Source organism: Chloroflexota bacterium (assembly GCA_026389585.1).
GTDB lineage: Bacteria > Chloroflexota > Dehalococcoidia > UBA2247 > RBG-13-53-26 > JAPLHP01.
On sequence record JAPLHP010000012.1, the window covers coordinates 14,908 to 38,654 of the forward strand.

Here is a 23,747-nt window from a genome sequence, read left to right on the forward strand (position 1 = left end):
TCCAAGCTGAAATTGGCGGGCTCCATGTGATAAGACAGTTCGCCCCATCGCCGGATTGGGCGCGATGGAGTAACGTGATTGCACTAGGGGGTGGCATCTAGGTATTCGTCGGGTGATTGTTGATTTCGATATTTCTGCCTCAACCCAAGATTGGCACAGATAGCGTATTCAATGAGACAAATGGCGGCAGATGTAAGGTGCTAGGAGGCATGACCTCTGAGGCAATACAGCGTAGCGAGAAAGGAAAGAAACAATGGAAACAATGAAGAGACTCGGTTCAGTGGTTCTGGGCGTGTTGTTGTGTGTGGCGCTTGTGATTCCAATGGCAGGTTTGGCCTACGCCAGCGCCGATGCCACGGTCGTAGTGAGTCCAGCAACGCAGAATGTAGCCCCGGGAGCGACTTTCAGCGTTGACATCCTGGTTGATCCGTCTAGTTATGGGGTGTCTGGCGGGGAGGTGGACGTCGCCTTCAATCCCTCGGCCATGTCGGCGGCCGACATAGTGTTCGGGGATTTGTTCGGGGCGAGCCCCCTGGTGGGGAGCAAGAAGATAGACAACACCTTGGGGACGATACAGTATGCCTTGGCTAGAGATGGGACAACCACTGTTCCGACAGCAGCCGGCAAGTTCGCCACCATAACGTTCACGGCAGGGAGCACAGCCGGGAACTATGCCATTGACATCACCTTCATCGGTCTGGCTGACGATAGCTTCAATGACATAACGGGCGTAGCCATCACGGATGGCAGTGTGACAGTTTGGCAGCCAGGTCCTACTGATGCCACCCTGAGCAATCTCACTATCAGTGCCGGCACGCTCACTCCGGCCTTTGCTTCCGGCAATACCGGCTACACTGATGGTGTAGCCAACAGCGTGAACTCCGTCACCGTCACCCCCACGGCCAATGAAAGCCACGCTACTATTACGGTCAACGGCGTTGCGGTGGCTAGCGGCAGTGCGTCTGGGGCCATTGCTCTGAACGTGGGTGACAACACCATCACCATTGTGGTCACCGCGCAGGACGGGACTACTAGCGACACCTATACCGTGACCGTGACCAGGGCAGCAACGCCAACGTCGACACCCACCGTGACCACCAGCGCTGCCATGCCTGTGGCCAGCAGCTCGGCCACTCTGAACGGAGACCTTGCCGCGCTGGGCACCGCGGGCAGTGTCAGCGTGTCCTTCGAGTGGGGCACTACTACCAGCTATGGCTCTGAAACCACGTCACAATCGATATCGGCGATAGGCACGTTCGACGCCAAACTGACGGGCCTCAGCGCCAATACTACGTACCATTTTCGGGCCAAGGCGGTAGGTGACGGTGCCGCTGTCTACGGCGACGACATGACCTTCACTACTACTGCGCCGTCTGGCGGCGGAATGCCAACTCGGGCTTGGGTGTATATCGGCATTGTAGCGATCGCAGTCGTGGGCGGTGCGGTTTTCTTCATTAGTAGAAGACCGGCGAAGAAGTAGCGACCAGAGGCCATCGGAACTCGATCAGGGTGGGCATCGCCGCCCACCCTTCCTGTCGCATGACTGAACTGCGATCAGTTCTTGCGGTTAGATTAACGTCTGGCGAGTGCTACCTCAAACCGCAGTGGGAAGTGGCGATTGTGTCTAGGACTCCAGGCTGGTCTCACCTCCCCCTTCAGCCCCAGATGGTCCCATGGAGCGTCTGTGAGGGTCTGGGATACTCCTAGATACCTCTCTGTGGTCTGGATCCTAGAATGCCCGAGACTCATCTGAATCTGGTCAAGTACGGCATTCCCTTTGTGTGCTAGTTTGGCGAAGGTTCTCCGTAGGTCGTGCGCTGCTATCCCCCCTGGAGCATAGGCAGTGACCACATCTGCTATTGCCTGATCGGTGAGGCTATCCCCGGTCACCCTGCCCCCCTTGTTCACTGGCCTGAAGATGCGGCCATTATCTATCTGAGCCATTGACGCCCATAGATCAACGGCATTCTTGGTCCAGGCCGGCATGGGTATGGTGCGCTTCCTGTTCCGCTTCCCTACCATGTCCACGATCACCCATCGGGATTCACGCATCTGGACGTGCTCAAAGGTAAGATTTGCCGCCTCGCTGCGTCGGAGTCCACACCCTATGAGAACAGACAAGATTGATCTGTCCCGGGTACTCTTCAAGGTGCTGCAGTTCGGTGAGTCCAGCAATTCCTGCGCTTGCTGCTTGGTCAGCCAGTTGCCGGTCCTGATGCCTTCGGAACGCATACCCTTAATGTTTTTGATACCGTTGGCAACCTCCAGAGGGATATGCCCAAGGTCTACTCTTCATTTACCAGCTTCCGAATGGCAGATAGTCTCTGGTTGATGTTCTGCGCTGACTTCCCCTGGTCCCTTAGTTCGGCGACATATCTCTGCACCACGGCCTTATGCAGCACCATCTGGCCGGTGTTGCGATACCATAGAACGAAGTCATGCAGAGCTCGTCTATACGCGATCCTGCTGGCAGGACTATCCAGTGAGTCCAGCACCACCATTGAATCCAGAGCCAGGTCCGCAATCAGCCTTGTCTCTCTTGGTTCGGCGACTACCATCAAAGCAGTTTCCATGTCTCCCCTCCTATCGGCGGCGCTAATCTGTCGTTATTTGTAGTCATTTCGGTGCCCTTTTTCCGTTGATAATTGGACAACTTTCGCTCCCCTGGCCGTTCGGGATGCCACATCGCAAAGCGTAGTATAATAACTTATAATGACGGTCAAGATGCCTCAATGCGGAGGCTCAATACGAGTTGGAGACATCTATCGTTAGAAAAATGGAGGAGGGCGAATATTGAGCAAGAAGACAATAAGAGACATTGATGTGCGTGGCAAGAAGATATTAGTCAGAGTGGATTTCAATGTACCTCTGGATCCTCAGAGCGGAGCCATTGCTGACGACACCCGTATCCGTGAGTCAATACCTACCATAAAATACCTCCTTGATAACAAAGCTAAGGTCATCCTCTGTTCCCATTTGGGACGCCCCAGGGGCCCCGAGAAAGAGTCGAGCCTGGCCCCGATAGCACAACGCCTCTCTCAAATGCTCGGGCAAGAGGTGAAAATGGCCTCCGACTGCGTCGGGCCGGAGGTTGAACAGCTCGTCACTGATATGAAGCAGGGTGAGCTTCTTATGCTGGAAAACCTTCGGTTCCATCCTGAAGAGGAGAAAAACGACCCCGCCTTCGCCAAATCCCTGTCTCGACTGGCAGAAGTATTTGTTAACGATGCCTTCGGTACTGCCCATCGGGCTCATGCTTCCACCGTGGGAGTAACCCAATATCTTCCTTCAGTAGCCGGCTTCCTTGTTGAAAGAGAGCTTGAAATTATGGGTAAAGCCTTGAACAACCCAGAGCGCCCCTTTGCGGCTATTATCGGCGGCGCGAAGATAAGCGACAAGATAGGCGTACTGGAGAATATACTCGATAAGGTCGATTCCCTGTTCATTGCCGGCGGTATGGGCTCTACTTTCCTGAAGTCCTTGAAATACGACATGGGGCAATCCCTGGTAGAAAATGAGAAGATCGGAATTGCCCGACAATTGATGGACAAAGCTGCAGCAAAAGGAGTCCACCTGCTTCTCCCCTCGGATGTAATTGTGGCCAATAAGTTCGACGCCCAGGCCAACTCCAAGGTAGTCCCCATAAGTAACGTGCCTGCCGGCTGGTACGTCATGGATATCGGCCCGCGGACAATCGAGCTTTTCGAAGCCAAACTGCGCAAGTGTAAAACGATCATCTGGAATGGCCCCGTCGGCGTGTTTGAATTCCCTCAATTCAGAAAGGGTACCCAGGCCGTTGCCACAGTTCTTGCCAGTCTCAATGCGACCACAATTATAGGTGGCGGCTCCACTGCCGAAGCAGTCCAGGAACTGGGCTTGGTTCATAAAATGACCCACGTTTCCACTGGTGGAGGCGCTTCCCTCACGTTTCTTGAAGGGAAGCCCTTGCCAGCGATAGCTGCTCTGCTGGATAAGCAAGAATGACCATCTTATCACAGCTCAGCCAGCTTTCCATTACGTCTACTGCCAAGATAGTCCTCGTGATCATGGATGGTCTGGGGGGACTTCCTCATCCCGAGACTCACAAAACCGAATTGGAGACTGCTCAAACACCAAACCTCGACCGACTGGCAAAAGAAGGCATCTGCGGCCTCACTGAGCCCGTCAGCCCCGGCCTGACCCCCGGCAGCGGACCGGGACACCTTGCTCTCTTTGGATACGATCCCTTCATATTCACCATCGGAAGGGGCATGCTGGAAGCGCTGGGGATAGATTTCCCCCTCCAGCCAGGCGACATAGCAGCAAGAGGAAATTTCTGCACCATTGATGATAAGGGTCTCATTGTGGACCGCCGCGCTGGCCGCATCTCGACCGAAGAATGCAGTAGATTATGTCAACAATTAAGCGGGATCAAGATGCCTGGAATACAACCATTGGTTGCGCCGGCGGAAGAACATCGTTTCCTGCTGGTTTTGCGAGGCGAAAACCTCCATCCTGAGCTCAGTGACTCTGACCCACAGCAGCTTGGTCTGGCTCCAAAGCAAATCCTTCCCCTTAACCCTGAGGCTACTCAAACTGCCACCCTGGCTAACGGGTGGATCACCAAAGCAAAAGCCATCCTGGCAGGTTCCCATCCGGCCAACATGGTCTTGCTGCGCGGCTTTTCAAAGTTGCCTCACTTCCCTTCTATGGGTGAACTCTACAAGCTGAAACCCTTAGCTATTGCCACTTATCCAATGTATCGAGGGCTGGCTAAGCTGGTTGGGATGAAGGTAGTAGACAGTGGCCATTCCATAGAAGACGAGTTCATTGCCCTCGCCAGTCACTATGCCCAATACGACTTTGTTTTTCTTCACATCAAACAGACCGACAGCGCCGGTGAAGACGGTGACTTCATGAGGAAGGTCCGCGTTATAGAAGAGGTCGATGCAGCCCTGCCTCGCCTGATCAAACTCCAACCCGAAGTAATCATCGTCACCGGCGACCACTCCACCCCCGCAGTACTGAAGGCTCATAGCTGGCATCCTGTACCCTTCCTTCTTTATTCGCAGTTCTGTAGACCAGATGAAGTAACTGAATTCTCCGAACGAGCTTGCTCCAGGGGTTCACTGGGTAGATTTCCTGCTTTGCAGGTAATGCCCCTGGCCTTAGCTAACGCACGGAGATTAAACAAATTCGGTGCCTGAGGAGCGAAGATATATGCGTCTACCAATAATCGCTGGCAACTGGAAAATGAATACCACCGTCGACCAGGCTGTTTCACTTGTTCAAGATATGCTCAGCAAATTAGATAAGATAGATGGAGTAGAGAAGGTCATCTGCCCTCCCTTTGTCTCGCTTACCACCGTCAAGAAGCTTTTAGCTGGCTCCTCTGTCAAACTGGGAGCGCAGAACCTGTATTTTGAGGAGAAAGGAGCCTACACCGGCGAGATTTCCCCCCTGATGCTGGCTGGTCTGTGCGACTACGTCATCCTGGGTCACTCAGAGAGGCGCCAATATTTCGCGGAGACCGATGAGACAGTCAACCGGAAGGTCAAAGCAGCCATCAAGGCCGGACTCAGGCCTATTCTCTGCGTTGGCGAAACCTTAGCGCAAAATGAGGCAGGCAAAACGGAGGAGGTAGTAACCAGACAGGTTAAAGGGGCTCTGGCTGAGATTGATTCCCCGCATCACCTTGTCATGGCTTACGAACCGATCTGGGCTATTGGCACGGGCAAGGCAGCTACAGGCAAACAAGCTAACCTGACCATCGGCCTTATCCGCCATGTTCTTTCCCGGCTATATGGTGATCCGGTGGCTCAGTCTATACGCATTCAATATGGCGGCAGCGTCACCGGCGCTAACATCGCCGAGTTTATCTCACAGTCAGAGATCGATGGGGCTCTGGTAGGAGGAGCCAGCCTGAAAGCCGCGGAATTCATCAGCATTGTAGAACAAAGTGCTGCAGCCAAGCGAGGATGAAGCCTGTCATTGCCATCGTTGGTCCCACCGGCATAGGCAAGAGCAAACTGGGCCTTCTTCTGGCCCGGACCTTCAATGCTGACATTGTCAATGCTGACAGCCGTCAGGTCTATCGCTATATGGACATCGGCACTGCCAAGCCGAGTCCTGAGGAACAACGTACTGTACCACACCATCTCATTGATATAATCAACCCCGACGACAACTTCAGTCTCGCCCTGTACCAATCGTTGGCTTACAGCAGCATCAAAGACATCGTGCAGCATGACAGGCTGCCACTAATGGTTGGGGGCAGCGGTCTTTACATATGGTCAGTTCTTGAAGGCTGGGATATCCCCAAAGCCCCTCCCAACCCCAACTTCAGGCGTCAGATGGAGGAAAGAGCATCCGTAGAAGGCATCGAGGCGCTCTACCGCCAGCTTCAAAGCATCGATCCTGTCACCGCCATGAAGACAGATCCCCGCAACCTGCGCCGGGTGATCAGGGCTCTCGAGGTCTACGAAACAACCCGTAAATCCCCTTCGGAACTTCAAGGCAAAAGACCACCGCCGTTTGATATACTTATCATCGGGCTAACCACCCAAAGAGAGACGCTGTACAAGATGATTGACCGCCGGGTGGATGATATGATAAAGCAAGGGCTGGTGGAAGAAGTGAAAGGTCTGTTGAAGAGGGGTTACGGATTTGACTTATCGGCTATGTCCAGTGTAGGTTACAAGGAAATTGGCCAGGTCCTCCGGGGGGAATTGGATATGCTCACCGCCATCCAGAAGATAAAGTTTCAAACTCATCGTTTTGCCCGTCACCAGTACGCCTGGTTCCGTCTGCCCGATCCCCGAATTCACTGGTTCGACATACAGGATGACCTTGAGAGGAACGTCCTCCACTTCATCAGGGAAAAAGTGACAATGCCATGAACAAGAGAGCCATCACAACAATCGTCATCCTCCTTGTTCTAGCCTCCCTTGTCCTGACAGCTTGCCGCCAGGCCTCTCCAGAGGCTATCAACCTCAATGGGTTCAACGTCATCCTCAGCAAACCCAATGTCGAATTCCCCGACTCTATCACCTTTGACATCGATGTAGCAGCTAAAGCAGATATTTCCAGGATAACCTTTCAGTATCAGGTACAAAAATTGAGCGTGTTCCCGGTTACCAGCGTTGCCTTTCCACCATTTACATCAACGTCCAGAGTGAAAACGAGCTGGAAATGGGATATGACTCAAACCGGTGGATTGCCTCCCGGCACCGACCTGACCTACTGGTGGGCAATCGAAGATGCCGAGGGAAACACTGCTCAAACCCCTGTAAGCACCCTCAGCTTCGATGACCAGCGCCACTCGTGGCAAAGCTCATCCGAGAACGGGATAACCCTGCTCTGGTATCAAGGTAACGATTCCTTTGTGCAACAACTGATGACTGCAGCTAAAGGAGCGCTGGATAGACTGGCTGAAGATACCGGCGCTCGGCCAGAAGACAAGGTCAGCATATATATCTATGCCAGCACCCAGGATCTGCAGGATGCTATGCTTTATCCCAACGAATGGACGGGGGGGGTCGCTTATAGCGAATACCACACTATAGCCATCGGCATCTCTCCGGACAACCTGGACTGGGGGAAAGGGGCCATGGCTCATGAACTGGCTCACCTCGTAGTCCATCAGGTTACCTTCAGTGGCTACGGTATTGAACTGCCCACCTGGCTCGACGAAGGGCTCGCTATGTATGCCGAAGGTAGTCTAGTCTCTGATATGGCAAGCGTATTGAAGAGTGCCATCACTCAAAACAAGCTCATCTCAGCCAGGAGTCTCTGCAGTCCTTTCCCTGCCGAGGCCGATGCAGCTATCCTGGCTTATGCCGAAAGCTACAGCCTGGTCAAATATCTCCTTGAACAACACGGCGGCCAAGCCAAAATGCTGGAACTGCTGAACGCCTTCAAGCAAGGTAGTGGTTATAACGAATCCCTGGATCGCGTATATGGCCTTGATATTGACAAACTGAATGACCTGTGGAGCACGTATATCAGACTGCACCCTGTCGTCACTTGAGGAAATAGCGAATGCATAAGTCTACTCGGCGGTCAATCCTGCTGATACTGATTGCTTTCCTCTGTCTCAGTAGCGGCTGTGTTTCGCTGACACAGATTCAGTCTCAGCCTGTCTCCATCCCTCAGACCGATACTCTAACCCTTTATGACGCCAGTCCTCTGACACTCGACCCGGCAATCTCACAGGACACAGGTTCGCACACCTACATCATGCAGATCTTCAGCGGGCTGGTATCCCTCGACCAGGATATGAAGGTAGTGCCGGACATAGCCGAAAGGTGGGAGACAGAGACCACCGCCAATGGCACCACCTACACCTTCTACCTCCGTCAAGATGTGAAGTTTCACGACGGCCGGGAGGTCACCGCTGCAGACTTCAAGTATTCCTGGGAGAGGGCCTGCCGCCCCGGGACCGGGTCTCCCACTGCCATTACCTACCTCAATGACATCGTCGGTGTAAAAGAGATGCTGGCCGGCACCGCAGACAAAATTGAGGGCGTTCAGGTTGTTGACGACTACACTCTTCGAGTCACCATTGACCAGCCCAAGGCCTATTTCCTGGCTAAATTGACCTACCCTGTGGCCTTTGTAGTAGACAAGGCTAATGTAGAATCAGGCCAGGAGTGGTGGCGCAAACCCAACGGCACAGGGCCTTTCAAACTTGAAGGCTGGACACAAGGCGAACTCCTGCTCCTGGAGCGTAATGATCTCTACTATCGGGACAAAGCCAGGGTAGGTCATGTTGCCTTCCTGCTCTCGGGATCATCTATGCAGATGTATGAGAATGGCGAAATCGACGTGACTGGGGTCTACCTGTCGGACCTGGAACGTGTTATGGATGAGGCCAATACCTTGCATGAAGAACTGACGGTGTTTCCGGAACTGAGCCTGACCTACATCGGGTTCGATACGACGAAGCCCCCCTTCGATAATCCAAAGGTACGCCAAGCCTTCTGCTCCGCTGTGGACAAGGCAAGAGTAGTAAGCCAGGTGCTCAAGGACTCGGTAAGCCCGGCATACGGGATTTTGCCCCCTGGCATGCCTGGTTATGATGAGCATTTTGAGGGGCTGAGCTACGATTTGGAAAAGGCAAAAAGCCTGCTGGTAGAGGCAGGGTACGGTAATGGCACTGACCTGCCTGTAATCATCTTTAATGTTCCCGGTGAGGGCGGCTATGTCTCAACCTCACTCACCGCTATCTTGTACGAGTGGGAGCAGAACCTGGGCGTAGAAATACAGATCAGACAGCTGGAATCCAACGCCTACTACTACCGCCTCGATGAGGAGAAGGATGAAGCCTTTTTCTTCGGCTGGGTGGCCGACTACGCCGACCCCCAGAACTTTTTAGAGATACTCTTCCGTACCGGGACTGCCAACAACATGGGCCAATACAGTAACCCCGGGGTTGACAGCCTGCTGGAACAGGCAGCGATAGAGCAGGACAGCAACAAGCGCCTTGATCTATACAAACAGGCCGAAGAGAAGATGGTCAGCGATGCTGCCTGCCTGCCCCTCTGGTTCGGCAAAAACTACGTACTGGTCAAACCGTATGTAACAGGCTACAGTCTCAGCCCGCTCGGTATTCCCCTGCTCGTCAATGTGTCAGTTGACAAATAGGGCAGCCTGCCGGAGCGCGCCATAGAGATTGGGGGCTGCACCTGCAGAGGAACTTTGCTGCTGGCGGAGGGGGTGGGATTCGAACCCACGCTCACCATAAGGCGAGAACGGTTTTCAAGACCGTCTCCATAAACCGCTCGGACACCCCTCCCCTTCGGTTATGTATGATAGCATAACCATCTCCTATGTATCTAGTGTCATGACAGGCGTTCAAGTGACAATAACATCTCATCTGGGGATTTGGTCCATTGAAACCGCTTGCCTTCCCGATTGAACTTCTCGACAAAAGCCAGAAGCCTGGCCACCAGGTCTGACTTAGAGGGAAAGATGCCGCGGGCCACCACTTTGGTTTGCACCAGGCTGAAGAAAAGCTCCACCAGGTTGAGCCACGAAGAATAAGTGGGCACGAAATGGAAGAAGACCTGATGATGGGACTCCATCCATAGCTGGACCTTCTTGGATTTGTGGCTGCTCACGTTGTGCAGCACCACGTGGATGGTCTCCTGTCGATAGTGCTTGACCACCCCATTCAAGAACCGCAGGAAGTCTTCCGAGCGATGTCGGTCCTGGCATCTGGCCTGCACCTGGGCAGCAGCCACCTCCAGGGCGGCAAATAGTTGAGTGGTGCCGTTGCGCTTGTCCTTCCCTGAGGAAGGATGGGTGCGCCGCGCTATCTGGTCTGGGCGCCTGAGCAAGGCAGGCTGTGTTCGGTCCAAGGCCTGAACCTGTGTCTTCTCGTCCACGCACAGGACCACCGCATTCTCTGGGGGAGCGGCATAAAGCCCAATCACATCCATCAGCTTCACTCGAAACTCCGGGTCGTTGGAGCGGGTGAAGGTACCCAACCGGTGGGGGCGCAGGTACGCCTCCCGCAATATCGCCCTCACAGTCTCACGGCCCACACCTGTGGCTTTGGCCAGGGTGCGAATACTCCAATGCGTCTCGCCTTCCGGAACCCCCGTGCACGCTATCTCCACTACCCTGCGCCGGTCTTCCGCTGTGTATTTGATAGGCGTCCGCTTCTTGGCACGGTTCCTGAGCCCCGCCATGCGCTCCAGCGCGAAGCGATTACGCCATAACGCCACACTGTGGGATGATAGGCCAACCTCCTCGGCAATTGCCTTGTTCTCCTTCCCTGCGGACGCCAGGAGCACGACCCGTGCCCTCATCACCTCACGCTGGGTGGCTGTGCGAGCCTTCAGTCTACGCTCAAGCAAGTTACGCTCCCGGGCAGTCAACAGAATGGCAACAGCTCGTTTGCTCATGCCACACAGCATAGCAGACTCACGGCCTTATGGCAAGGCAATCGCCTGTCAGAACACTAGTCTGCATAGACACACCGCGCCCCGTACGGTGATATCTTTCATGATTCAACGGGCCATCGTTCAGGCACCTTGTTAAATGAGTTGACACGGTCTTCATTGTCGATTGGAGTTTGACTGGTAACGCTTCTTGCAATCCTGAACGAAGCGAGGATTCTGGGGAACTGTCTGCCATAGTCTGGTAGGGATAACTGAGCACCGTGATTACTTAGCAGTGTCAATCAAACGATAGCCCATACTCCCTAATCCCAGTCTCTCGGCCACTCTCAGTTGCACCAGACTATCTACGTTATGCAGCCTGCCCATCTTATCGGGTGGTCTCAGAGACATAAGAGTATGGGACAGAGGGACCTCATCTATCAGGTCCAGGGAGGCCTTGTCTATACTTATTGGGTCTAAGGAGGCGAGTATACCTATATCTGAAATCAGTGCTTTACCTGCAGGTACAGCACAATCACAGCATGGGGTGACATCCTGGATAAAGTTCAGAAAGCCTATTCTACCCCTGAATCTGCGCATTACAGCCGAAGCAGCATGGGCCAGATATACCTGGAACCTCTCCTTGTTAGTCCGCTCCCAGAAGAAAGCGCCCGAATCGCATCCAAAAAGGCAGGTGCTACAGTAGATGCACTTCCCAGGGTCTCGCCTTGGCTTACCTTCATGCATGTTCAAGGCTTCCGATGGACACACGGCGATGCAAGCCTCACATCCACCACACTTGGACTCGTCAAACAAGACAGGATTTACCCTGTGCTGATCTTTCTTCGCCTCCTTAGTAACACAGCCCATGCCAAGATTCTTCACTGCTGCACCAAAGCCAGTGATCATATGACCTTTCGCATGAGACAAGACCAGCAGGAAATCAGCATCATAAATCTTAGCCGCTATCTTAACTTCTCTTAATTCACAGCCTTCAATAGCATCACCCACTGAAGCAGGAATACCATCGTACCCATCGCTATCGGCTATGACTATGGGTGCCCCAACGCTTTCCTCAACGTAGCCGTTAGACGCTGCCGTTGACAGGTATTTCCTTTTGTTATCTCTCCCTCCGGGGTAAAGAGCTACAGTATCGGTCACAAATGGCTTTCCGCCTTTCTTCTTCACCAGGTCCACCACCTTCCGCACGAAGATCGGCCTGATGTAGCTTACATTCCCCAGCTCTCCCATGTGCAGCTTTATGGCTACCGAGCTACCTCCTGGAATATGTTCAATAACCCCTGATTCCCTGCAGAGGTCTTTCATTCCCGATAGAATGCTCTTCCCCCTGGCATAATCAAAAAAGAATACCTCTGACATTCCTCACTCCTCAGAAGTACTCAGCCCTTTCCAGGCCTCCTGAACTTCAGCATAGACCTGGCTGATAGGCACGTTGTGCATTTTCGCTGCCTTCATGCAGTCCTCATACTCCGGAACCATGCTGATTGCAGCGTCACCTCTATGAGCCACCTTCACCCGAATCTCGCCATACCTGGTCTTGATAAGTCTGGAGTAACGGGGCAAAGATAGACGCCGCGTTTCGCTCACCCTCACTCCTAAAGTAGTGCTCTCTGCGAAGATAACTTCGAGCTGCTTCTCAACACCCCCGCCAGCAGCCACCACCGAGAGCATTGTTCCCGGGCGGTTCTTTTTCATCTGCACTGGAGTGAGGAACACGTCCAGAGCCCCAGTCTGCATAAGCCTCTCCATAATGTGATCATAGAACTGCGGATTCATATCATCGATATTCGTCTCCAGCACCGTAACCAGCTCAACCATGTAATCCTCAACTTGCTCTGTAGTCTGTCCAACAAAGATGCGCAGAACATTAGGCACATCCAAATCCATTTTGCCAGCCCCGTAGCCCACCCCTTCTACTCTCAGGGCAGGCATAGCACCAAAATCGGTGGCTATGCCAGTGATTATCGCCGCCCCGGTGGGTGTAGTCAGTTCGGCCTCCACATCACCGGCATATACTCGAACTCCCTTCACCAACTCAGCAGTGACAGGTGCTGGGACAGGCAGCCATCCGTGACTACATTGCACCATTCCCCTGCCCAAATTCAACGGTGAGCAGCTCACCCCCCCGATATCCATGATCTTCATCCCTACCAGACTGCCAATAACATCGATGATGGTATCAGTTGCACCTACTTCATACAGGTGGCCCGTATCCACATCACGGCCATGTACCTTAGCCTCTGCTGCCGCCAATCTGGCAAAGACCTGCTTGCCTGCTTTCTTAACCTCTTCATCTATGGAACTCCGCTCAATGATATTAAAGAGATCATCAAGTGTCCTTGGCTGGTCATCACCCTGAGTAACTACATCCACATACGTAGCCGTGATTCCTCGTTTATTCACCCTTGCAGCATCTATATGGTATCCCCCCAGAGGTAAGCAGCTCAGCCTCGCTCTCAACTCCTCGATATCCAGCCCCAGGTCTATTAATGCGCCCAGGATCATATTCCCGCTGATACCCGAAAAACAGTCAAAGTAGGCTGCTTTCATCGCCCTTTCTTCCTCCGCCAATTGATAATACTGGCCATATATCCTGCCCCAAACCCGTTGTCAATATTGACCACAGCCACCCCGGGAGCACAGGTATTTAGCATACCCAGAAGCGCAGCCAGGCCCTGGAAGCTTGCTCCATACCCAACACTGGTAGGGACAGCAATGACTGGCTTATCCACCATACCTGAAACAATACTGGCCAGTGCCCCTTCCATGCCTGCTACAGCAATAATCACATTGGCCTTAAGAAGCTCCCTCTTGTGATCCAGTAGACGATGCAAGCCTGCCACCCCCACATCATAGAGCCGCTCAACGCGATTGCCCATAGCCTCAGCAGTGAAAGCTGCCTCCTCCGCCACCGGTATATCTGCTGTGCCCGCAGTGACTACTAAAATAAACTCCCCCCTTGAAGTGGCAACTTGCCCTCCTATTACAATCAAATTCGCCAACTGGTAATAGCAGGCTTCAGGCGCCAATTTTCGAACCGCCGCAAATATCTCAGGGTCAGCCTTGGTTGCCAGAATAGTACCTGTCACCGGCAAGAGGTGTTCTATAATCCCTGCCACCTGTTCCACAGTCTTCCCCAGGCAGAGGACTACCTCCGGAAAGCCTTTTCTGAGGGAACGATGGTGATCAAGTTTGGCAAAACCGATATCCTCGTAGGGCAAGAACCTGAGTTGATCCAGCGCCTCTTCTACGCCCAAGCTGCCAGACTTCACCTTTTTCAGTAACCGTCGTACCTGCTCAGCATTCATAGAGATAATCCTTCATTCATACTGCCGCTATGGTATCCAGCCAGGTCAAGGGTAATATAAACATAACCCAACTCACAGAAACGGTTCAGAATGCGCTGCCGGTTGAGTTCATTAAGCAAGACGCCCATATCCTGAGGTTCCACCTCGATCCTCGCAGTTTTGCCATAATGGCGAACACGTACCTGGCCGATACCCAGACTATGAAGGAAGGTCTCTGCCTCATCTATCATCGCCAAACCTTCCTTAGTAATAGAAGTGCCGTAGGGAAACCGCGAGGCCAGACAGGCAAGGGATGGCTTACTCCAATTAGGCAACCCTATCTCCCTTGACAGGAATCTTATCTCCTCCTTGGTGATCTGGGCTTCCTGAAGCGGATGCCGGACCCCTAACCCGGCAGCAGCGCGTGCACCAGGACGATGGTCACTCAGGTCATCATAGTTTGAACCGTCAACTACATTCTTCATCCCCTGCGCTGTGGCCAACTTCTTAAGCTCACCAAAAAGCTCCAGCTTGCAATAGTAGCACCGGTCAGGGGTATTGGTCACAAAGACAGGGCTCTCCAGCTCTTTGGTTTCAATAACAAGGTGCTTCACTGAAAGAGATTCAGCTATCTCCATCGCCTTGACCAGTTCCTGCGAAGGATGGATCGGGGAACTCGCTGTCACAGCCAGCACTTTCTCTCCCAGGACATCCTGACACAACTTGAGGAGAAGGGTGCTATCCACCCCACCTGAATATGCCACCACAACGCTTTCTAACTGCGACAACATCTCCTTCAAGTGACATAACTTTTCTTCAGTGGAAATCATAGTGGCGAGTTCCATTCTCATTGCTTTGCAGGATTATCTCGGATATGTGTACAGGGGATCGACTCTCTCCGAGATTATAAGTCAAAGCAGAGGGGTACACAAAAAGCGGCTTCGCGGGCACCGTACCCACAATAATAGACGAATCAGACCGGGTCAGGAGATGATTCTATGTCACAGACATAGGACAGGAAATATCAGATTCAAATCGGTGGTGAGATAAGCTCGCTTACAACAACAGCCTTGAATAGAAGGTGTCTAAATATCCAGATTCCTTACATTCTTGGCATGAGCTTGGATAAAGGCTTTGCGGGGAGGCACTTCTTCTCCCATCAGCATATGGAAGACCTCGTCTGCCTTAGCAGCATCCTCTACCTTGACCTGGAGCATTGTCCTGGTGCTGGGATTCATGGTAGTCTGCCACAGCTGCTCCGGGCTCATCTCTCCTAACCCCTTGTAGCGCTGTATATCCGTCTTCTTGTTCTTCAGCTTCTGAAGCAGATCATCCTTTTCCTTATCCGAATAGAGCCAGAATTGTTCCTTCCCAGCCTGAAGCCGATATAGTGGCGGCTGTGCAATGAACAAATGTCCCCTGCCAATCATATCCCCCATGTTTCGGAAGAAGAAGGTAAGCAAGAGGGTGCGTATATGTGAACCGTCTACATCAGCATCAGTCATGATGATTATCCGGTGGTACCTCAGCTTCGATAGATCAAGTTGGTCAGCTATCCCGGTGCCCAGGCTGGTGATCAAGGCACGTATCTCTTCATGTGCCAACATCTTGTCAAAGGAGGCCTTCTCTACATTCAGTATCTTGCCCTTGAGCGGCAGTATTGCCTGAAAGCGGCGGTCCCTCCCCTGTTTTGCTGAGCCACCGGCAGAATCCCCTTCCACCAGGAAGAGCTCACACTGAGATGCATCCCTCTCGGAACACTCAGCCAGCTTCCCGGGGAGGGTAAAACCATCAAATAGTCCTTTGCGGAGAACCAGATCCTTTGCGCGACGGGCAGCTTCTCTGGCTTTTGCCGCAGTAAAGCATTTCTCGATGATGGCCTTTGCTTCATTGGGATGCTGTTCAAGAAAGAAGGATAACTGTTCAGCAACTACCGATTCCACCTGGCTTCTTGTTTCAGGATTGCCCAGCTTACCCTTGGTCTGCCCCTCAAACTGAGGCTCGTTGAGTCTTACGCTAATAACAGCCGTCAACCCACCCCTGACATCTTCACCCTGCAGGCTGAACTCGTTATTCTTGTCAGACTTTATTTTGTGCAGGTAGTCATTGAGCACGCGAGTCAAAGCTGAGCGAAAACCGGTGAGATGGCTACCTCCATCAATAGTATTGGCGCAATTGGCAAAGGAGAGTATCAACTCGTTATAGCCATCGTTGTATTGCATGGCTACTTCCACCGAAGTACCTTCGATTTCCTTGCGTATATCAATAACACCAGGGTGAACCACTACTCTGTTCCTATTCAGATAACGAACAAGGCTGGCAATACCACCCTCAAAGAAGAACGCCGCCTCCTGACCTGTCACTTCATCCCGGAGACCTATCTCCACGTCGGGCTGCAGGTAGGCCAGCTCGCGCATACGCTGGGCGAGGAAGTCAAAATCATAATCCAGGCTGCTAAAGATCTGTTTGTCAGGGATAAAGGTAACAGTGCATCCACTGCCATCTGCCTCGCCATCAGGCCTCACTTTACCCTGGGGAATTCCACAAAGATATTCCTGGCAATAGCGCACACCACCGCGCTTGCTTTCAACCTTCATCCAAGAGGAAAGTGCATTCACCACCGATGCCCCTACCCCGTGCAGCCCGCTGGAGACCCTGTAGGTTTTTCCACCGAATTTTGCTCCGGCGTGGAGTATGGTCATGACGGTCTCCAGTGCAGAGGTGCCAGTGTCGGGGTGAATTTCCACCGGGATGCCCCGCCCGTTATCCTCCACCCTGACCTGCCCGCCCTCACAGAGCGTGACCTCCACCCGGTTACAGTAGCCCGCTATTGCCTCATCAATGCTGTTGTAGACGATCTCAAAAACCAGATGATGAAGCCCCCGCTGATCTGTGCTTCCAATGTACATCCCGGGGCGACGGCGAACCGCCTCCAACCCCTTCAGGACTTGAATGTCCTCAGCGGTGTAGTTGTTGTCGCCATTAAGAGGACGGGATTCTTGCATCCGTGCCTATATTATATCATGTCTCTTCATCTATTAGCTAGGGGTAAAAAGACACGATTTTTCTAGATTTTCCGCCCAATCTCACTCCCATCGCGTATTGCCTCCACGCCTCTTCGGGGCTTGAAGGCATCGCCAATCACATATACTTCTCCCACTGTTCCTCGAATCTCCGCCGAAAGCATATCCCCAGGCTTAACGCCACAAGCCAAAACTATTGTATCAAAGGCTTCCAATGTCTCCTCACTGCCATTCCGTGATACAACCACCCTGCCCTTAGGCTGGATCCCCTTGACCTTTGTAGATGTGAGCATCTGGATGCTCTGTGTTCTTATTCTGTTCATAAGATGCCACCGAACCGTTGCCCCCATGTCAGCCCCAACACGTTTCAGTTGCTCTACCACTACGACCTCTTTCCCCTTTTGTGCCAAAAATTCAGCCGTCTCTATCCCAGTCATACCTCCTCCAATCACCAACACCCGGCGACCAGCTTCTTGGCCTCGCAGAATATCCCAGGCGGTAGTTACTTCTTCACAATCAACCCCGGTTATGGCAGGCACAAGAGGCATCGCCCCAGTGGCCACAACCACTACGTCAGGCTTTAACCTTCCCACCATTTCCAAAGAAACCTTCTTGCCCACATTCCGCTCTACCCCCAGTTTTTCAAGCTGCCAAGACAGATAATCCAAAAGCTTTATATGATCCTGTTTATGCGGAGGTTTGCTTGCCAGTATCCACTGCCCGCCAGTCTCTTCGTCCTCTTCATACAAACTGACCTCATGCCCCCTCAGAGCAGCAACTCTGGCTGCCTCCAAACCTGCCAGACCACCACCTATCACCAACACCTTCTTGGAGCGAGAAGCAGGCACAATTCCCATCTCTCTTTCTCTGCCTGCTTCGGGATTAACCGTACAAGTTATCGGTTTTATGGCATTACCATCATCTATGCAGACATTGCAGGCAATGCATCTCCTGATTTCCCTGAACTCTCCTCTCAAAGCCTTGTTTGGCAGATCAGGGTCAGCCAGAAGACCCCTGGCTACAGCTATCAAATCAGCTTTCCCTGACACCAGCACTTCGTCCGCCACCCAGGGGTCGTCAAGCCGACCGGCAACTGCCACCGGAATCCTAACCACATCCTTGACCCCTTTCGACAGGTTGGCATTGCAGCCGCGCGGTTGATCATAGGGAGGCACGATAACAGGATACGAGCCGTATGCCCCCCCTGAAACACCTATAAGATCAGCACCCGCCACCTCCAGTAAGCAAGCAGTGCGCTGTGCCATGTCCAGTGTCACCCCACCAGGTATATAGTCAGAGCCATTTATCCTGCAACTGACGGGGAAGCCCCTGCCCAACCTTTCCTTGATAAGCCTTACGATATCAACCACAAATCGGGCCCTTCCCTCCACACTGCCACCATACTTGTCGCTCCGCTTATTAGTGTGGGGAGAAAGAAAGCTGCTTAACAAATAACCATGGCAGCCATGAAGCTCCACCAGATCAAAACCGGCATCCCTGGCCCGCCGGGCTGCCCCGGCAAATTTTTCTACCAGATCCTCAACCTCACTCGTGGTCAACTCTTTGGGTACCTCATCATACGGTGACAACGGAATTGGTGAAGGAGCCACTGGTTTGTAGCCCTTGATTTCTCCACCCTGTCTGCCAAGATGCATCAGTTGGATACCCATCAGAGCACCGTTAGAATGCACCAAGTCGGTTAATTCCTTCAGCCGAGGGATAACCTGATCATCATATATCCCTAGCTGGATAGGTGACGCCATGCTTATGTCAACAATTCCCGGCGTCAAGACTATGAGGGCAACGCCTCCCCTGGCACGAGCAGCATAGAAATCCTTCACCCTATCACTAACCCTGCCATCCACCGCCAATCGATCGATCATAGGTGGCATGATTATCCTGTTCTTCAGTCTGAGTCTTCCAACCTTGATAGGCGTAAACAGTTTCTGCAATACTCTATCAGAGGACCTTGCAAGGGAATCTGTCTTGTCAATCTTTCCTGCCATTCAGCTCCTACCGTGTCTTGCTTAACTCAATGAACCGTTCTTATGATGCACTTTCAAACCTGCAAAGCTACTTCAAAAAAAGCTGTCACCTTCCGGCCAACCTCCGCTTCATATCCCCCCCAGAAATGATCGGCTCCAGCAATGACCTCACACTGGCTCAGTCCAGGTAATCCTGCAGTCAAACGCTCTACCTTGTGAGATGAAATAAAACCATCCTCGCTGCCACAGAGAAAGAGTTTAGGAACTGCATAACTCTTCAACTGTTCCCACTCTGCGTCCATTAAGAAGGGGGACACCAGTGCTAAGGCTCGCACTCTCTGCTGTCGCAACGCTACCGGGAGCGCTACCTTGGCCCCGAAGGAATAGCCTGCTAAACCTATCCTGCTTTGATCAACCTTGTTCAAAGATTCCAGGAAAGCAAGAGCGGCAACTACATCCTCCTGCTCACCATTACCCTCACCATATTCACCTTCACTCCTGCCAACACCCCGGAAGTTGAAACGCAAGGCAGCAGTTGAGGCTTCGGCAAGAGCATCACTTATCGCCAAAACTACATTGTTATACATGTCCCCACCATAAAGCGGGTGCGGATGGCATACGACTACTGCAGGAAGCGGTGCGTCTCCCTTCGGCAAGTGCAGAATCCCTTCGAACTCCAGACCAACTCCAGAGAACCTTACACAGTCCTGAGTTACTTTTTTCCTTTCCACCATTCCTTGATCCTGGCCTTAATCTCTTTTTCGTAGCCCTGGTCACCAGGGCTATAGTAACGTCTATCCCGGAGGCTATCAGGCAGGTTCTGTTGCTCCACAAAGTGCCCCTCGTAATCATGAGCGTACTTGTAGTCTTTACCATACCCCGACTCTCGCATCAGAGGAGTTACCGGATTCCGCAAATGCATGGGCACAGGCTGATTGCCGGTCTGCCTTATATCCTTTTGCACTTCGGAGTAAGCTCGATATAGAGAGTTACTCTTTGGGGCAGTAGCCAGATATACCACCGCCTCAGCCAGAGCCAGATTGCCTTCTGGCATGCCCACAAAATGGACTGCCTGTTGAGCAGCTACAGCTACTGCCAGGGCTTGAGGATCGGCCATACCCACATCTTCGGAGGCAAAACGCACAAGTCGTCGGACAACGTATAAGGGGTCCTCTCCTGCCTCCAGCATCCGGCCAAGCCAGTATAAAGCAGCATCCGGATCTGAGCCCCTCAGGGACTTATGTAAAGCAGAGATCAGGTTGTAGTGTTCTTCCCCGGCTCTATCATAGAGTAGCGCGCGATGCTGAAGGGCATCCTCGACAGTAGCTAGGGAAATCTTCCTCTTGCCCTCCGTATCAGGCTGGGTGGCCAGCGTTGCCAGTTCCAGTGCGTTCAGAGCTATTCGCCCATCCCCATTCGACATAGCAATCAAATGCTCCATAGCATCAGCATCCACTTCAACCTTGAGCTTCCCCAGTCCCCTCTCTTCGTCTTCCAGCGCCCATTTGACGATAATACCCACCTGCTCATCGGTCAGCATATTGAGGGTAAATACCCTGCATCGGGAAAGCAACGGAGAGATGACCTCAAAAGAGGGATTCTCTGTAGTTGCCCCAATAAGAGTTATGGTGCCATCCTCCACATAAGGCAGAATGGCATCCTGCTGAGCTTTGTTGAAGCGGTGGATCTCATCGATAAACAAAATCGTCCGCTGCTGGTACAAACCGCGCCTTTCCTTAGCTTCCGCAACAACGCGGCGCAGATCGGCCACTCCAGAGCTCACGGCTGATACCGGACTGAAATGCGATTTGGTAATACTGGCAACTATGTAAGCCAGCGTAGTCTTGCCGCTTCCCGGTGGCCCCCACAGAATCATAGAAGAGAGTTGGTCAGCCTCGATGCTCTTTCTCACCACCCGCCCTTCCCCCACCAGATGCTCCTGGCCCACAAACTCAGCAAAACTCCTGGGACGCATCCTCGCTGCCAATGGTGCCTCTTGATTCATTTGACGCTCACGCTCAGAATCAAACAGATCCATATTAGTCGAAAAAGCTAATCATTTATACTTTATGTCAAGAGTGCTTCAAAGGAACCCTGTAGTCTGTTCTCCTGCATCTTATCATCATACGTCTGGCTCTGTCATTCCAATATCTCCCGCTTACGACTGCCTGCCCATTTGCCTGATCTTGTCTATCTCCTCATTCACTATGGCGAAGAGAGCCTCACGCTCTTTTCGAAACCTGTGGTTCTCTTGCCGTTTCTTGGCCCAGTCATCAACGGAGGCCAAGACTGTAAACTGGGCTATACTGGACGATAGACAGAAGTCCAACCTTCGAACTGACCTTCGGTCTCGGACAGCCGGACCGCGTTAGGCCAGGAACGGAAGAGGATGCTCTGCCACCGCATCACAGGACCAGATGCCGCCAACACCGCAAGGCCAATATCAGCTAGGGCTCCAACACCACCTTGATAGCGCCCGCTTTCCGGTCACGCGCCACCACAAAGGCCTGCTTGACTTCTGCCAGCGGGTAGCGGTGCGTGATTAACGCCTTGGCAATTTCCGGATGCCTGGCCAGCAGCATCGCGGCAACGTCGAAATCCCGCACAGGGCCGTTCATGGCGTACATGAAGGAGGAGATAGCCGTTATCTCCTTCATCATGGCCGGTATCTGTTGCAGAGTAAGCCCGTTCCAATGCGTCCCGAGCATCAGGATCTTGCCCTTCGGCCGGCACAGCTTGATGGCCCTGTTCACCGCTTTTTCTGTTCCAGCACACTCGACAACGAGATCGTATTGTCCTTCAATCTCTCCCGCTCCAAGGGATTTGCCGGCAGCCTCCTGATGTTCGTAGCGTGCGGACAGCCCCACCGTTGCGTTACCAGCTTTGGCTACTGCCGCACAACAAAGGCCTATGGTGCCTCCCCCCACTACCGCCACCCGCTGGCCAGCGTCCAGTCCAGCCTGGCGCATTCCGTGCACCGCCACGGCCAAGGGCTCAACCAGGCAGGCATCTCTCGCATCAACATTCGACGGCAGATAGACGAGACAGCTCTCCGGAACACGGAGTTCATCAGCCATGCCCCCATTTCGACCAACACCCACCGACTTCCCTGCCCCCACCGGGCACAGGTTGTAGTCACCGGCCCGGCAACTGGCACATTCGTTGCAGGGCATCGCTGGCTCCACTGCGACGGGACTCCCATCGTCAAGCAACCCCGCCACCTCATGCCCCACAATGAATTGCAGGGGCGATTTCATTTCCAGCATGTGCAGGTCAGAGCCGCAGATGCCGATCGAACGCACACGGACCCTGACCCCTTGATCAGAAGCCGCCGGGACCTCCCGCAGTTCGATTTCTCCATCTTTGAAATAGACAGCGCGCATTCTCTCGCTCCTTCAGCAATACAGAGGGGTCAAATACTCCCGGCCATCTCCGTCAACCCGAACTCCCTCACAATCTTCCTGAGCTCATCCGAATGGTTTGGAGGTGAGGGCTCACAACCCGGCAATGAGTAGACCATGCCGTACTGAGCGTACTTCGAAACCCCCAGCCTGTGGTACGGGATTAGCTCAGCTTGACTGAAACCCAGTTCGGACACAAACCTGGCTGTTTCACCGATGTCCTCCACGGAATCGTTGCAGCCTGGAATAACCGGGATTCTTATGATGACATCCTGGGAGGCTTTCACGGAGAGCACTCTCTTGAGATTGCCGAGAATCAGTTCATTTGACCGCCCCGTCAGATCTCCGTGCCTGGCCGGATCCATGTGCTTCACGTCAAACTGCAGCAAATCCACGTGCTTGAGGACAGCCTCAAGATGGCTCCACGGTGCGTGTCCGCAGGTCTCCAAGGCGGTGTGCAGATAGGCTTCCTGGGCTGCTTCGAGCAGATCTGCCGCGAATCTGTATTGGGCCAGCGGTTCGCCACCCCCAACCGTCACGCCGCCGCCCGACCTACGGTAGAAGGCCCGGTCCTTTTCCACCTCTGCCATCACTTCATCAACCGTCATCTCCCGGCCGACAACCTTCAGGGCATCTTTGCCGCACGCCGCAGCGCACTTGCCGCATGCATCGCACGTCGTCCTGTCAATCGCAGGTTTGCCGTACCCGTTCAGGCGAATCGATTTGACAGGGCAGGCGCACAGGCATGGCGCTCCGCACGCGCTGTCCCCCACGCATCGGGATTCGATGAAGCCCAGCTCAGGCAGGCCTTTCTGTGATTCCGGGTTGCAGCACCAGAGGCAGCGCAGCGGACAACCCTTCAGAAACACCAGCGTCCTGATGCCAGCACCGTCGTGTATGGAATACCTCTGAATGTTGAAAACCTGTCCGGTTGTGCTGCCCGTCATGACTCTCTTCGCGGTATCACACCCCGTGTTCCGTTCTCTTGATGATATCGTCCTGGACCGCCTTCTCCAGCTCCACGAAGAAGGCACTGTATCCCACCACCCGCACCACCAGGTCCTTGTAGTTTTCCGGGTGTTTCTGTGCTTCCCTCAGGGTCTCCGCACTCACCACGTTGAACTGGATCTCCCATCCGCCCAGATCGAAATAGGTCCGGATCAGA

The 23,747-nt window shown here is 53.2% G+C and carries 22 protein-coding genes and 1 tRNA gene; 7 read left to right on the forward strand and 16 right to left on the reverse strand.

What is annotated here, in order from left to right; genetic code table 11:
* Nucleotides 1-253: 253 nt before the first annotated feature.
* Nucleotides 254-1,480, forward strand: coding sequence for a cadherin-like beta sandwich domain-containing protein (locus tag NTZ04_00835; protein MCX5990869.1), 1,227 nt, complete (start codon nt 254-256; stop codon nt 1,478-1,480).
* Between the two features lie 92 nt (nt 1,481-1,572).
* Here the strand turns inward: NTZ04_00835 and NTZ04_00840 are convergent, their stop codons facing one another.
* Entirely contained in the window at nt 1,573-2,232 is a 660-nt protein-coding gene (locus NTZ04_00840; protein MCX5990870.1) for a site-specific integrase, read from the reverse strand.
* A gap of 53 nt (nt 2,233-2,285) precedes the next feature.
* A complete protein-coding gene (locus NTZ04_00845; GenBank protein ID MCX5990871.1) occupies nt 2,286-2,573 on the reverse strand; it encodes a site-specific integrase in 288 nt (95 codons plus the stop codon).
* A 220-nt stretch (nt 2,574-2,793) separates the two neighbouring features.
* Between NTZ04_00845 and NTZ04_00850 the strand changes: the two genes are divergently transcribed.
* The 6 genes from NTZ04_00850 to NTZ04_00875 are packed head-to-tail and all read left to right on the forward strand — an operon-like array spanning nt 2,794 to nt 9,624.
* Entirely contained in the window at nt 2,794-3,984 is a 1,191-nt protein-coding gene (locus NTZ04_00850) for a phosphoglycerate kinase (GenBank protein ID MCX5990872.1), read from the forward strand.
* Entirely contained in the window at nt 3,981-5,186 is a 1,206-nt protein-coding gene (locus NTZ04_00855) for a 2,3-bisphosphoglycerate-independent phosphoglycerate mutase (GenBank protein MCX5990873.1), read from the forward strand. The genes NTZ04_00850 and NTZ04_00855 overlap by 4 nt, the downstream gene beginning before the upstream one ends.
* A 13-nt stretch (nt 5,187-5,199) precedes the next feature.
* A complete protein-coding gene (gene tpiA, locus NTZ04_00860) occupies nt 5,200-5,961 on the forward strand; it encodes a triose-phosphate isomerase (GenBank protein MCX5990874.1) in 762 nt (253 codons plus the stop codon).
* The gene (miaA, locus tag NTZ04_00865; protein ID MCX5990875.1) at nt 5,958-6,878 is read left to right on the forward strand and encodes a tRNA (adenosine(37)-N6)-dimethylallyltransferase MiaA; all 921 of its coding nucleotides are present in this window, start codon (nt 5,958-5,960) and stop codon (nt 6,876-6,878) included. The genes tpiA and miaA overlap by 4 nt, the downstream gene beginning before the upstream one ends.
* Nucleotides 6,875-8,008, forward strand: coding sequence for a peptidase MA family metallohydrolase (locus NTZ04_00870; GenBank protein MCX5990876.1), 1,134 nt, complete (start codon nt 6,875-6,877; stop codon nt 8,006-8,008). Before miaA ends, NTZ04_00870 begins: the two co-directional genes overlap by 4 nt.
* Before the next feature lie 11 nt (nt 8,009-8,019).
* A complete protein-coding gene (locus NTZ04_00875; protein ID MCX5990877.1) occupies nt 8,020-9,624 on the forward strand; it encodes a peptide ABC transporter substrate-binding protein in 1,605 nt (534 codons plus the stop codon).
* Nucleotides 9,625-9,685: 61 nt separating this feature from the next.
* Here the strand turns inward: NTZ04_00875 and NTZ04_00880 are convergent.
* The 14 genes from NTZ04_00880 to NTZ04_00945 form a co-directional block, all read right to left on the reverse strand.
* Nucleotides 9,686-9,775, reverse strand: a tRNA-Ser gene (locus tag NTZ04_00880).
* 46 nt (nt 9,776-9,821) lie between these two features.
* Nucleotides 9,822-10,889: an IS630 family transposase gene (locus tag NTZ04_00885; GenBank protein MCX5990878.1), complete on the reverse strand. Its 1,068-nt coding sequence runs from the start codon at nt 10,887-10,889 to the stop codon at nt 9,822-9,824.
* A gap of 261 nt (nt 10,890-11,150) precedes the next feature.
* Complete coding sequence (locus NTZ04_00890) at nt 11,151-12,245, reverse strand: DUF362 domain-containing protein (protein ID MCX5990879.1); 1,095 nt, start codon at nt 12,243-12,245, stop codon at nt 11,151-11,153.
* 3 nt (nt 12,246-12,248) lie between these two features.
* Nucleotides 12,249-13,436 carry a nickel pincer cofactor biosynthesis protein LarC gene (larC, locus tag NTZ04_00895; GenBank protein ID MCX5990880.1) on the reverse strand — a complete coding sequence of 396 codons (1,188 nt, stop codon included), beginning with the start codon at nt 13,434-13,436 and terminating at the stop codon, nt 12,249-12,251.
* Complete coding sequence (larB, locus tag NTZ04_00900) at nt 13,433-14,194, reverse strand: nickel pincer cofactor biosynthesis protein LarB (protein MCX5990881.1); 762 nt, start codon at nt 14,192-14,194, stop codon at nt 13,433-13,435. The genes larC and larB overlap by 4 nt, the downstream gene beginning before the upstream one ends.
* Complete coding sequence (gene larE / locus NTZ04_00905; GenBank protein ID MCX5990882.1) at nt 14,191-15,018, reverse strand: ATP-dependent sacrificial sulfur transferase LarE; 828 nt, start codon at nt 15,016-15,018, stop codon at nt 14,191-14,193. Before larE ends, larB begins: the two co-directional genes overlap by 4 nt.
* A 240-nt stretch (nt 15,019-15,258) precedes the next feature.
* The gene (gene gyrB, locus NTZ04_00910) at nt 15,259-17,178 is read right to left on the reverse strand and encodes a DNA topoisomerase (ATP-hydrolyzing) subunit B (protein ID MCX5990883.1); all 1,920 of its coding nucleotides are present in this window, start codon (nt 17,176-17,178) and stop codon (nt 15,259-15,261) included.
* 62 nt (nt 17,179-17,240) lie between these two features.
* Nucleotides 17,241-19,202: an FAD-dependent oxidoreductase gene (locus NTZ04_00915; GenBank protein ID MCX5990884.1), complete on the reverse strand. Its 1,962-nt coding sequence runs from the start codon at nt 19,200-19,202 to the stop codon at nt 17,241-17,243.
* 53 nt (nt 19,203-19,255) lie between these two features.
* A complete protein-coding gene (locus tag NTZ04_00920; protein ID MCX5990885.1) occupies nt 19,256-19,915 on the reverse strand; it encodes an alpha/beta fold hydrolase in 660 nt (219 codons plus the stop codon).
* On the reverse strand, nt 19,894-21,219 hold the full coding sequence (locus tag NTZ04_00925) for a replication-associated recombination protein A (protein ID MCX5990886.1): 1,326 nt from the start codon (nt 21,217-21,219) through the stop codon (nt 19,894-19,896). The genes NTZ04_00920 and NTZ04_00925 overlap by 22 nt, the downstream gene beginning before the upstream one ends.
* 120 nt (nt 21,220-21,339) lie before the next feature.
* Nucleotides 21,340-21,510 carry a hypothetical protein gene (locus NTZ04_00930; protein MCX5990887.1) on the reverse strand — a complete coding sequence of 57 codons (171 nt, stop codon included), beginning with the start codon at nt 21,508-21,510 and terminating at the stop codon, nt 21,340-21,342.
* Between the two features lie 118 nt (nt 21,511-21,628).
* Entirely contained in the window at nt 21,629-22,564 is a 936-nt protein-coding gene (locus tag NTZ04_00935) for an alcohol dehydrogenase catalytic domain-containing protein (protein ID MCX5990888.1), read from the reverse strand.
* A 29-nt stretch (nt 22,565-22,593) separates the two neighbouring features.
* A complete protein-coding gene (locus tag NTZ04_00940) occupies nt 22,594-23,529 on the reverse strand; it encodes a glycyl-radical enzyme activating protein (protein ID MCX5990889.1) in 936 nt (311 codons plus the stop codon).
* Between the two features lie 16 nt (nt 23,530-23,545).
* Nucleotides 23,546-23,747: hypothetical protein (locus NTZ04_00945; protein MCX5990890.1), on the reverse strand; the 202-nt coding region annotated here is incomplete at its 5' end.